General features: G+C 37.4%; 10 protein-coding genes and 1 pseudogene. All 11 read left to right on the forward strand.

The window, feature by feature from the left end:
* Position 1: 1 nt before the first annotated feature.
* The 11 genes and pseudogenes from BCELL_RS00335 to BCELL_RS00385 all read left to right on the forward strand — a co-directional run bounded on the left by BCELL_RS00335 (position 2) and on the right by BCELL_RS00385 (position 12,700).
* Complete coding sequence (locus BCELL_RS00335) at positions 2-385, forward strand: FtsB family cell division protein (RefSeq protein ID WP_013486696.1); 384 nt, start codon at positions 2-4, stop codon at positions 383-385.
* A 72-nt stretch (positions 386-457) separates the two neighbouring features.
* Positions 458-883 carry a S1 domain-containing RNA-binding protein gene (locus tag BCELL_RS00340; RefSeq protein WP_013486697.1) on the forward strand — a complete coding sequence of 142 codons (426 nt, stop codon included), beginning with the start codon at positions 458-460 and terminating at the stop codon, positions 881-883.
* Between the two features lie 607 nt (positions 884-1,490).
* Positions 1,491-3,968, forward strand: a complete 2,478-nt coding sequence (spoIIE, locus tag BCELL_RS00345) for a stage II sporulation protein E (RefSeq protein WP_013486698.1) — start codon at positions 1,491-1,493, stop codon at positions 3,966-3,968.
* A 599-nt stretch (positions 3,969-4,567) separates the two neighbouring features.
* Positions 4,568-5,305: a vWA domain-containing protein gene (locus BCELL_RS00350; protein WP_013486699.1), complete on the forward strand. Its 738-nt coding sequence runs from the start codon at positions 4,568-4,570 to the stop codon at positions 5,303-5,305.
* Entirely contained in the window at positions 5,265-6,260 is a 996-nt protein-coding gene (locus BCELL_RS00355) for a protein kinase domain-containing protein (protein WP_342633091.1), read from the forward strand. Before BCELL_RS00350 ends, BCELL_RS00355 begins: the two co-directional genes overlap by 41 nt.
* A 31-nt stretch (positions 6,261-6,291) precedes the next feature.
* Positions 6,292-7,050, forward strand: a complete 759-nt coding sequence (locus BCELL_RS00360) for a threonine/serine exporter family protein (protein WP_041808092.1) — start codon at positions 6,292-6,294, stop codon at positions 7,048-7,050.
* A 15-nt stretch (positions 7,051-7,065) separates the two neighbouring features.
* On the forward strand, positions 7,066-7,515 hold the full coding sequence (locus tag BCELL_RS00365; protein WP_013486702.1) for a threonine/serine exporter family protein: 450 nt from the start codon (positions 7,066-7,068) through the stop codon (positions 7,513-7,515).
* Positions 7,499-8,914, forward strand: coding sequence for a tRNA lysidine(34) synthetase TilS (gene tilS / locus BCELL_RS00370; RefSeq protein WP_013486703.1), 1,416 nt, complete (start codon positions 7,499-7,501; stop codon positions 8,912-8,914). Before BCELL_RS00365 ends, tilS begins: the two co-directional genes overlap by 17 nt.
* A gap of 70 nt (positions 8,915-8,984) precedes the next feature.
* Positions 8,985-9,524 carry a hypoxanthine phosphoribosyltransferase gene (gene hpt / locus BCELL_RS00375; protein WP_013486704.1) on the forward strand — a complete coding sequence of 180 codons (540 nt, stop codon included), beginning with the start codon at positions 8,985-8,987 and terminating at the stop codon, positions 9,522-9,524.
* A 70-nt stretch (positions 9,525-9,594) separates the two neighbouring features.
* Complete coding sequence (ftsH, locus tag BCELL_RS00380; RefSeq protein WP_013486705.1) at positions 9,595-11,637, forward strand: ATP-dependent zinc metalloprotease FtsH; 2,043 nt, start codon at positions 9,595-9,597, stop codon at positions 11,635-11,637.
* 308 nt (positions 11,638-11,945) lie between these two features.
* A pseudogene (locus tag BCELL_RS00385) lies at positions 11,946-12,700 on the forward strand (type III pantothenate kinase).
* Positions 12,701-12,724 lie beyond the last annotated feature (24 nt).

Below are 12,724 nucleotides of genomic sequence, written 5' to 3' on the forward strand. Positions count from 1 at the left end.
TATGCGTACTAGTAAAAGAGGCAATGTTCGAACATTAACATCTGAATATATGGAACAGCAAACGCTGCTTCACGAACATAAGCTTAGGCGTAGAAAAGGTTTAATAAGACGTTTAACTTTTTTTGGTTGTTTAATAATGGGCTTTTTCATTTTTACTGGTATTACGCTGTACAATCAACATACGTTAATCAATGAACAGGAATTAGAGAAACAGCAGCTTGAAGATAAGCTTCTGGAATTGGAAAACGAAGAGCAGAATTTAAAAGAGGAAATAGAACTTCTTCACGATCCAGATTATATAGCGGAAATCGCAAGAAGAGACTTTTATTTAACAAAACCGGGTGAAACGTTATTCCAACTACCCCGTTCCTCTTCTTCAGATTGACATCCTAGTTCTACTCTCGGTATAATAATATAAAATGAATTTTTTTAACATTTAAGGAGGAGCATTTTTTTCATGTCCATTGAAGTAGGCAGCAAGTTGCAAGGGAAAGTAACTGGAATTACAAATTTCGGAGCTTTTGTTGAGTTACCTGGAGGTTCCACTGGTTTAGTTCACATTAGTGAAGTAGCAGATAACTATGTTAAGGACATTAATGAGTTCTTAAAAGTTGGAGATGAAGTACAAGTTAAAGTATTAAATGTGGAATCTGACGGTAAAATTGGGCTTTCTATTCGTAAAGCAAAGGAAGCACCGCCTTCACCAGAGCAACGACGTCCACAAAAACGTGGTCCGCGTAAAGATGATCATGGTAGACCACAAAGGTCAATGTCTTTTGAAGACAAAATGAATAGATTCCTAAAGGATAGTGAAGAGCGCTTAGCTTCACTTAAGCGTAACACAGAATCTAAACGCGGGGGTCGAAGCACGAAAAGAGGATAATCTTGCTGCTAGTTAAACATAAATCGTTTTATTTAACACTTGTCTATTTTGGACAAGTGTTTTCTTATTTTCTCTATTATGCATGATGGTTGAGTTGTATCATTCACTGAACCGGGAAATAGTGAAACTGGGAAAGAAGTACCTGGGAAGAGGTGAACCCGGGTACAAGTGAACCCAGCTTCCCTCAACTTCAACAAGTGCCAATAAGCAAATGAAACATAAAAAACACTAATAAAAGAGTGTTAGCGTTTAAACTTAAAGTTAAAGTTACTATAATATGCAAAAAATCGTCCGAGGATGTTCGTCATTTTTATTCATTTTCACGTGTTTCGTCAATTTGAATAAAAAATTGTTTGTCATTTTTAGAATAGCTGTTATAGCAACGATTTACAGGACATTGTTGCAAATAAAATACTTCCTATTTTAATATTACTTAATTAATAAACTTTGTAAAACGGTTAAATACATGTAATATCGACTAATTCTCAGACGTTAAACCGAGATTCTCGTCGAAGACTTTTTCTATTTAGACAAGTAGTTTTGACAAAATCTTTATAAAAAACATGTTTATAATGTTACCACGATAATTGGACAGGTGGTGCATGGAATGTTACATCGAGTATCTTTAAAAGCGATTGGTGGACAAGCTGCAACCTTAGTGAACGATATTGCAACCCCAAAAATCAATCATGAGAAACGTTCAACTGCAATAAATTCAACAAAGTCAACAACTTCATCGATTAGAATTCCACTAATCATTGTTGCGCTAGGCTTTTTACTAGGTAGAGCTGTCATACTTTTTGAATTATTACCGTTTGTTATTCCATTTGTTGCCGTTATTTATAAATGGAGACGAAGTAGTACATTATTAGCTTCTCTAGCAGTGTTAGCTGGGGGCACAACTGTTGGCTTTTCTTTTGCTGGTCATATAGCGGTAGCATTATTACTTTATTTTGTTTTACAAAGGGGAATTACAACCGTTGCGAAAGAGAGACAATTAGTTCCTGTAACTGTTTTTTTCTCTGTGGCTATTGCACGGTACGTTAGTTTGCTTGTAATAGAAGGTGGGACTTTCTATCATTTGCTAACGGCTGTGATTGAAGGTGGCTTAGCGATGATCGTAACGATGATTTTTTTTCAGAGTGTCCCATTATTACTTGAAACAAGAAAAAAAATATCTTTAAAACATGAAGAAATTGTTTGTCTTGTTATTTTATTAGCATCTTTAATGACTGGAACGGTTGGATGGCTCGTATTTGGTTTATCTGTGGAACAAATTGTTTCAAGGTATATCGTCCTTATTTTTGCCTTTGTAGGTGGGGCTGCAATTGGTTCTACTGTTGGTGTCGTTACAGGGTTAATTTTGAGTTTAGCAAATGTCGCAAATTTATTTTATATGAGTTTACTCGCATTTTCGGGCTTGTTAGGTGGTTTAATGAAGGAAGGAAAAAAGGTCTCTGTTGCGGTAGGTCTCATCATTGCAACACTGCTTATGGCTATGTATGGAGATAACCAAGTACCTATGCAAGTGTCGGTTTATGAAAGTTTAGTAGCAGTCTTTTTATTTATGGCGACACCTAAAAGGTGGACAACGGAGCTTTCAAAGTTCATTCCTGGAACAATGGAGCATTCACAAGAGCAGCAACAATATTTGCGTAAAATTAGAGATGTTACTGCTGGGAAAGTAGAACAGTTTTCAAATTTATTTTTGAGTTTATCTAAAAGCTTTAGTTTACTCGAGGTAAATGGAGATAAAACGAATCGTGAAAGAGAAGTAGACTTGTTTTTAAGTAGAGTAACGGAGCAAACATGTCAAACTTGTATGAAAAAGCATCATTGTTGGACAAAGAAATTCAATGAAACGTATGGTCTAATGGAGCAGTTAATGGGGGAGTGTGAAAAGGAAGGCGAGGTAAAAAATAAGCAGCTTATTCGTAGTTGGAAGGAGCATTGTGTCATCGACGAGAGAGTAATTGATGCAATGAAGAAGGAGCTAAACCAACATTATGCAAGTAAGCAATTAAAGCAGCAGCTTGTGGAAAGTAGAAGACTTGTTGCTGATCAATTAAAAGGTGTATCAAAAGTAATGGAAGACTTTGCGAAAGATATACAAAGGGAGAAGAAAGCACACGAACAACAAGAAGCTCAAATAATGGAGTCGATTCAACATGCAGGATTAGAGGTTGACGTCGTAGATGTGTATAGTCTTGATACAGGAAATATTGATATTGATATTACACTACCAAGTAATGCATATAACGAAGCGGAAAAAATTGTAGCACCAATACTAACAGAAATATTAGATGAAACGATTATCGTAAAGCATGCCGAGACTATTTCATTAACTGGAACAGAAAGTCGTATCACCTTTGGTTCAACGAAAGCTTATATAGTAGAGGAAGGAATAGCCCATGCAGCGAAAGGTGGTCGCCTCGTATCAGGTGATAGCTACTCAACAATGGAAATTGGTGCAGGAAAACATGCAATTGCGATTAGTGACGGCATGGGTAATGGTACAAGAGCCCATATTGAAAGTCAGGAAACAATTGGATTACTTAAAAACATTTTACGCTCTGGAATCGAGGAAACAGTAGCGATAAAAGCGATAAATTCGATATTGTCGCTTCGGTCAGAGGATGAGGTTTTCTCAACATTAGACTTAGCAATGATAGATTTACAAGACGGAATGGTAAAGTTTTTAAAAGTTGGTTCGATACCAAGTTATATTAAGAGAGGCAGTACAGTTAAAGCGGTAGAGGCTGGAAATCTACCAATCGGCATTATTCAAGATATGGATGTTGATGTCGTAACCGAGGAGTTAAAAGCGGGAGATATTTTAATTATGATGAGCGATGGCATATATGAAGCGCCAATGATGGTAGAGAATCAAGATGTTTGGATGAAAAGAGTGATAAAGGAAATTGAGACGGAAGACCCTCAAGAAATTGCAGATGTATTAATGGAGCGTGTTATTCGGGACAGCGGTAATGAAATTCATGACGATATGACGGTAGTTGTAGCGAAACTAGATCATCATTCACCAAAATGGGCAACCATTTCCATTCCATACGAGCAAAGAGCATAGAAAGATTCTATTAGAAAAAAACTATAACAAATGAATGAATTTCATAAATGTCAGACCTCATGGGCCAAGAGTTTCGAATCATGAAAAAGGAGTCCCTCCCAAAATGTCTAATTTAGGATTCGGTAGCAGCATAATTACCCCGTTTGTATAAAGTATTGTTGATTGAATCGAAAGGGTACGAGACGCCTGCGACGAGCGTTACATCACGATTAAGCTTCGAGTTGTCTCGACGGATACAACTCCAGAGCGTTGCATGTAGAGGAAGAGACAGGTTGTGAGCTGAAGATCCATCGGGGTGGGGTTCCCCCGATTAGCTGAGGCCTTGCCCGCCGCACCGAGCATATACTTCTTGAATACGCTGCGAGCTGTCTCCACGGATGCAGCTTCAGAGCGAAACTAGAAGAGGAAGAGACAAGCGAGTATCCTGAAGTGAAAATCAACATCAAAGTTAAGTTAACAAGCATTTTTTTATGAGGAAGTTATTTTTTGAGGGTATGATGTTTTTTTAGAAAGTAAATTATGAAATTGATTCAAATACTAGTATATTCTCTCTCAATCTTGTAAATGATGTTAGTAATTAGAAGATTGGAGGGAATAACGTGAGTAAAGGTACACTTAGGCAAATATTGTTGTTAACAGATGGTTGTTCAAATTCTGGCGATGATCCAGTTGCTATTGCAGCATTAGCAAAGGAAGAGGGCATGACAGTCAATGTTATTGGCATTGTCGGTGAAGGTGAAATGAGTGAAAGAGGAATTGATGAAATAGAATCTATTGCGGAAGCTGGCGGTGGTATTAGTCAAATTGTCTATGCGAAGCAGCTATCTCAAACGGTACAGATGGTTACAAGGAAAGCAATGACACAAACGATTCATGGCGTTGTAAATAAAGAAATCACCCAAATACTTGGGGAAGAAAAAGAGTTAGAGGATTTGGAACCAGAGAAGCGAGGACAATTAATGGAAGTTGTTGATGAGCTTGGGGAGACGATGGATTTAGATATATTTATTTTAGTCGATACAAGTGCAAGTATGAAAAATAAAATGCCAATGGTTCAAGAAGCACTTATTGATTTATCTGTTAGTTTACGGTCAAGAACAGGAGATAACCATTTTGCACTTTATGCATTTCCTGGGAAAAGAAAGGATATCGATAAGCTCATTCAATGGACGCCTCATTTTGATTCTCTTTCGGGCGCATTTAAGAAAATGTCTCTATCAGGGATTACACCAACAGGCCCTGCATTACAGGAGGCAATTCGTATTGTGAGAAAGAGAATGAAAAAGAGAGGGATAGATGATGATGAGAGATTCGATCTCGAAGAAGTCGACATGTAAGCTTCTCCCCAATCAAAGGATTGTTGGAAGATGGCAAAAGAATCCGTATCGGATTATAAAAGAATTAGGTTATGGAGCGACAGGTACAGTTTATTTAGCAGAAGGTCAATCTGGCTTAGTAGCTTTAAAAATTGCAAGTGATTCGATGTCCATTACGTCAGAAGTAAACGTGATGCGTCAATTTTCCAAGGTCCAAGGGCCAAGCCTTGGACCTTCTTTTTATGAAGCTGACGATTATGTATGTAAGGAAGGGGTTTTCCCATTTTATACGATGGAATACATTAAAGGTGAACCATTCCTTCCATTTTTAAGAGATAAAGGAGCAGAGTGGTTAGGAATACTCGTCGTGCAGCTACTAGGGGATTTACATCATCTCCATAAGGCAGGATGGGTATTTGGAGATTTAAAGCCAGAAAACTTACTAGTGACGAAAAAACCGTTTCGAGTGAGGTGGTTAGATGTTGGAGGAATGACAAAGCAAGGTAGGGGGATAAAAGAATACACAGAGTTCTTCGATCGTGGGTATTGGGGAGTAGGAAATAGAAAAGCAGAGCCAAGCTATGACTTATTTTCGGTATGCATGCTATTTTTAAATAGAGCGTATCCGTCAAGATTTGAGAAGGATAATGATGTCGGTCCTGCAAAACTGCTAATGAAGTTTAAAGAAAAGAAGCTTATAGCACCATATGAATCTATTTTTCGAAAAGGGATAGAAGGAAAATACCATCATGCACAAGAAATGAAAAAGGACTTGGTAGATTTATTACAGCATACTTCCTTTTCAGTGAAAGGAAATGCGCGTGGGAATAATAGTAATAATAGCTTAAAGAAACGTGGTGCTCGTAACAAGAAAAGTAGAAAGGAGAAAAGATTTATCGGTTTTTTTGAAACGATGTTCGTTGCCTCTTTTCTTCTCATTATATATATTTTATACTTATTTGGACAAACCATGTAATGGAAAGCGAATGAAGATATGGGGTGAGATAATGGGAAAAGCAGATGATGTGATGGACATCTGCTTATTAGCGGGGCAAATCATGCTAACTTACGGTGCTGAAACATATCGTGTTGAAGAAACATTAGAGCGGATGGCTAAATCAGCTTCTTTTTCTAATATTCACTGCTTTGCAACAACAACTGGTATTTTTCTATCCTTTGAAGAAAAAAAAGAAAAAGAGGATTTAATGCAAATGGTCCGGGTAGACGACCGATTACAGGATTTAGGTAAAGTTACTGACGTCAACCAAGTGTCTAGACAGTTTGTTGCAGGTGATATTACGATTGAAGAAGCACATGAAAAATTGACCGCTATTGCAAAAGCGCCGATGCAATATCCGTTATGGCTAATACATATTGCTGCTGGAATAGCTGGGGGCGGATTTTCCTATTTATTTGGTGGAGGTTGGTTCGATTTAATACCAGCATTTATTGCAGCTGTTGTTTCTAGTATTGTAGTAGTAGAATTTGAAAGGCATTTAAAAGTAAGGTTTGCTGCTGAATTTACGGCTGCATTTGCAGGGGGAACTACGGCTATTCTATTAGTGCTAATAGGGATCGGGAGCAACTTAGATCAAATTATTATTGGCTCGCTCATGCCATTAGTTCCAGGTGTTCCATTAACAAATGCTGTACGTGATTTAATGTCGGGAGACTTATTAGCAGGGGTGAGCCGTGGTGCAGAAGCATTACTCACATCATTATCAATTGCCAGCGGTATCGCATTAACCATTTCGGTGTTTTTATGATAGGAGAGTTATAAAATGGATTTAATTGCAGAACTCATCATAACATTTATAGCAACTGTTGCTTTTGGGGTCATTTTTAGTGTTCCTAAAAGGGCTCTTCTTATCGGCGGTGCCATCGGAATGGTAACGTGGGGCGTGTTCCAAACTGGACTATCACTTAATACATCTCACGTTTTTGCTACTGCATTTGCATCATTAACTGCAGCTACAGCAGCGCACTTTTTAGCTAAAAAAATTAGGATACCAGTAACCACGTTAGCCATTCCCGGTATACTCCCTCTTGTACCAGGAAGTCGCGCATATTTTACGATGCTATCGTTTGTAGAGGGAGATTACATTACGGGTCTTGAGTATGGAGTAGAAACGATGCTAAGAGCTGGGGCTATAGCGGCAGGGTTAGTATTTGCCCTCGTTATTTTTTCATTTGGGAAAGGAACAGGACACCGTTATGAACCAAATCGTTAATGAGTTTATTAAAGATCATCAATTAATTTATGAAAAAGACCGTATTATTGTAGCTGTATCGGGTGGTCCTGACAGCATGGCACTCCTTCATTATTTACAAATGGTAAAAAGAGACTATCATCTTCAATTAATCGTTGCCCATGTAGAACACGGTCTTAGAGGAGTAGAGTCGGTTAATGACTGTAATTTTGTTAAATCGTATTGTGAAGAGAACAAACTAGATTTTTTCTTATATGAGCCTAATGTCATGGCAATGAAAGAAGAACTTGGGCTTTCTACTCAAGAAGCGGCGAGATTTAGTCGCTACCAGTGGTTTGAAAAGCTTATGGAGGAACATAAAGCTACAAAGCTTGCTTTTGCACACCATGGGGATGATCAAGTAGAAACCGTGTTAATGAAGCAAGTTCGCGGAAGTGTAGTTAGTCTACAAGGTATTCCAGTTAAACGGCAATTTGGTAATGGAATGATAATAAGGCCATTTTTATGTGTAGAAAAAAGCGATATTCTTGAATATTGTCAGGAGCATCATATTCAATATCGAATAGACCAATCGAATGATTCGGACAATTATAAAAGGAATCGATTTAGAAAGTACATCCTTCCTTTCTTGAAAGAAGAAAATCCATCTATTCATAAAACGTTTCAAAGACAAAGCGAGATTTCAACGGAAGAAAATGAATTCTTGCAATCACTTGCTAAAATGGAAGTTGAAAAAGCGATCGACTATCATCAAGAAAGTGAAATTTGCATAAGCAATCAGCGATTATTACAAATGCCAACCACTTTACAAAGAAGGGCGCTTCATCTAATATTAAACTATCTTTCTTTAAATAGTGGCCGTGAAATAACAGTTCATCATTTCGATTCCATTATTGAACTAATAAAAAAGGCGTCACCGTCAGGAATGCTACATTTACCAAAAGGTATTTTTGTAGAAAAAGTGTATGATAAGTGTTTATTTAAGGTAAATATACATAAGGAACGTCCGGAAACAATACAATTTACAAAGATTCCAATTCCAGGCATGGTTCCGCTAAAGTTGGGAAAAATACATACAACTGTCTTAAAAAATTGGAAAAGCTTTGACGCTAAAAGTGATACCTTTATAGGTGATATAGGAAAACTTTCCTTACCACTCTTTGTACGATCACGAAAGAACGGAGATCGTTTGTCTCCTTATGGACTTGATGGTACGAAAAAGCTTAAAGAGGTTTTTATTGAAAAAAAGGTACCTAAGCACTTACGTGATCAATGGCCTGTTGTAACAGATTCAAATGACAAAATCATTTGGGTTCCACTATTAAAGAGATCAAACATCGCCTTAGTTGGTGAATCAACAGAACAGGTTATAAAAATAGTTTTTGATCATGAAAATGATCTTTTATTACATTCTATATAGTAGGCCGAATTTAACAAGTCAATGGCTTGTGCTTTGCTTTTCTGATTACATAGGAGGTTTAGAAAACGCCATGAGAGAAGACATTCAAGAGATATTAATTTCTGAAGAGGAAATTCAGCAAAAAGTAAGTGAATTAGGAAAAAAGTTAACGGAAGAATATGAAGGTAAATTTCCATTAGTTGTTGGTGTTTTAAAAGGTTCCCTCCCTTTTATGGGTGACCTGATTCAAAAAATAGATACCCATATGGAAATGGATTTGATGGACGTTTCAAGCTATGGTAATGAAACAGTTTCATCTGGAGAGGTGAAAATTGTAAAGGACTTGAACACATCCGTTGAAGGACGAGACGTTCTTATTTTAGAGGATATTATTGATAGTGGATTAACCTTAAGCTATTTGGTTAAATTATTTCAATATCGAAAAGCGAAATCGGTAAAGGTAGTAACGCTTTTAGATAAACCAGATGGTAGAAAAGTTGATCTTGTTCCTGATTTAGCTGGTTTTATTGTTCCAGATGAATTTGTCGTAGGATACGGATTAGATTATGCAGAGCGTTATCGAAACCTTCCTTATATAGGCATCTTAAAGCCTGAAATCTATCAGGGGTGATTAATTGTGATAACACAACATTGTATGATACTATTATCTAAGCGCATTTGACCGTGGGAGGAGGTAAAGAATGAATCGAATTTTTCGTAATACGTTATTCTATTTATTAATATTCTTAGTTATTGTGGGGATCGTTAGTATGTTCCAAAACCCACAACAAACTGTGAAACACCTTGATTTTAATCAATTCCAACAACAAATGGAAGATGGAAATATTAAAAGCATGAACATCCAGCCGAAGTTGGATGTATATGTAATAGAAGGTGAATTTGAAGAAACAGTAGCTGATGGTGACAATAATTATGAGAATTTCACCGTAAACGTACCAGATCTAGCATCTGTGCTTGAAGGAATAATTGTCGCAAGTGATACGAATGAAGACTTCAACTTTATACCAGCTGATGAGCCTAGTGGTTGGGTCAATTTCTTTACCGCAATTATACCGTTCGTTATTATCTTCATATTGTTCTTCTTCTTACTTAGTCAGGCACAAGGTGGCGGTAGCCGCGTCATGAACTTTGGTAAGAGTAAGGCAAAGCTTGTAAGTGAAGATAAGAAAAAAGCAAGATTCAAGGATGTAGCTGGGGCGGATGAAGAGAAACAAGAGCTCGTAGAGGTTGTTGATTTCTTAAAGGACCCTCGTAAATTCGCTGAAATTGGAGCAAGAATACCAAAAGGGGTACTATTAGTAGGACCTCCAGGTACTGGTAAAACATTATTAGCGAGAGCTGTTGCTGGTGAGGCGGGTGTTCCATTCTTCTCTATCAGTGGTTCGGATTTCGTAGAAATGTTCGTCGGTGTCGGTGCATCTCGTGTCCGTGATTTATTCGAAAATGCAAAGAAAAACGCACCTTGTATTATCTTCATTGATGAGATCGATGCAGTTGGTCGAAGACGTGGAGCTGGACTTGGTGGAGGTCACGATGAGCGTGAACAAACACTGAACCAATTACTCGTTGAGATGGATGGCTTTGGTGTTAATGAAGGAATTATATTAGTTGCAGCTACAAACCGTGCTGATATTCTTGACCCGGCATTATTACGTCCTGGACGTTTCGACCGTCAAATTACGGTTGGAAGACCTGATGTAAAGGGACGAGAAGAAGTATTAAAGGTACATGCTAAAAATAAACCTTTATCCGAAGATGTAGATTTAAAAACAATTGCTCAGCGTACACCTGGCTTCTCGGGTGCTGAATTAGAAAATTTATTAAATGAAGCTGCGTTAGTGGCAGCACGAACGAATAAAAAGAAAATTGATATGGAGTCTGTAGAAGAAGCGATTGACCGTGTCATTGCTGGAACTTCTAAGAAGAGCCGAGTTATTTCTGAAAAAGAACGAAATATTGTTGCTCACCATGAAGCCGGACATACTGTTGTCGGCGTTAAGCTAGAAAGTGCTGATATGGTACATAAGGTAACTATCGTTCCTCGTGGTCAAGCTGGTGGGTACGCGATGATGCTACCAAAAGAAGATCGTTACTTTATGACGAAACCAGAGCTGTTAGATAAAATTATTGGACTACTTGGTGGACGCGTTGCAGAGGAAGTTATCTTTAATGAAGTAAGTACTGGTGCTCATAATGATTTCCAACGTGCAACAGGAATCGCTCGTAAAATGGTAATGGAATTTGGTATGAGTGATAAACTAGGCCCCGTTCAATTTGGTAACACACAAGGTGAAGTTTTCTTAGGAAGAGATATAAATAATGAACAGAACTATAGTGATGCTATTGCTCATGAAATCGATTTAGAAGTGCAACGCATACTAAAAGAGTGTTATGAGCGTTGTCGTCAAATATTAGAAGAGAATATTGACAGCCTAAAGCTTGTAGCTGAGATGCTACTTGAGCATGAAACGCTGGATGCTGAACAAATTACATCTCTCATTGAAGAAGGTAAATTACCTGAAGACCATCATATGTCGAAAAAAATCAATGGCCACGATGATGAAGATAATAATGAGAATGATGTGAAAGTTAACATTCAAGCAAAAGAAGAGGTATCTGAAATAGATAGCGATACAGACACAGAAGATGCCGAAGAAAAAGAAGAGAATGTTAGCGGAGAAAATGAAGTAGAAAACGACGAGAAAAACAAAAAAGACGAATAAATAAAAGGAGGGTGACTCAAAAAGGTTGATTTTTTACCTATTGAGTCACCCTTTATGATTGTATAAGAAAGTGTCCATTGGTTAAAACTTCTTCATCGCTTACAGGAAAGACTTATAACTTGCCTCGAAGCTAGTTATAAGTTTTTCTTAAAATGAGGGAGTATAAAGTGGAATTTATCCTTCGTCAGTACTAGCGAGAGAAGTACTTACTAGTACTTTAAGGAATACGGCTATATTCCACTACTTTATAACGGTTTTCTTATGATTACATTACAATAGATAGGTGGTGACGATAGTTGATTTTAGCAATGAATATAGGCAATACTAATATTACGATTGGTGTTTACGAAAACGGAGATGAATTAAAGTATTATTGGAGGCTAGGAACAGATACAAGGAAGTCCGATGATCAATATGCTATGGAAATGAAGCAATTATTCGAGCATCATCAATTGAGTTTTGAACGTGTTGAAGGTATTATTATTTCTTCAGTTGTACCGCCAATCATGTACTTAGTCGAAAAGATGTGTAAAAAATACTTTGGTATCAATCCAATGGTTATTGGTCCGGGGATTAAAACAGGCTTAAACATAAAGTACGACAATCCAAGAGAAGTTGGTGCTGATAGAATCGTAAATCAGTTGCAGGAATTTCGTTGTACAGTGCGCCTTTAATTGTCATTGACTTCGGCACAGCTACAACATTTTGTTACATAAACGATAAAAAACAGTACATGGGAGGTGCAATTGCACCTGGGATTGGCATATCTACAGAAGCTTTGTATACGAGAGCTTCTAAACTACCAAGGATAGAAATTGTAAAGCCAGATCATATCATTGAAAAAAGTACAGTTACTGCGATGCAGGCTGGTATATTTTTCGGTTACGTAGGTCAAGTCGAGGGAATTATTAACCGTGTGAAAAAAGAAGCAAACTGTAACCCTCTAGTAGTGGCGACTGGTGGAATAGCGCAATTAATATCAGAGGAGACGAATGTGATTGATGTTGTTGACGAATATTTGACTTTAAAAGGACTGCAACTAATATACAAGAAAAACGTGTAGGTAATTTGAAGAGGAGTGTAGAGT

Origin of the sequence: Evansella cellulosilytica DSM 2522, from assembly GCF_000177235.2 — a bacterium.
Classification (GTDB): domain Bacteria; phylum Bacillota; class Bacilli; order Bacillales; family Salisediminibacteriaceae; genus Evansella; species Evansella cellulosilytica.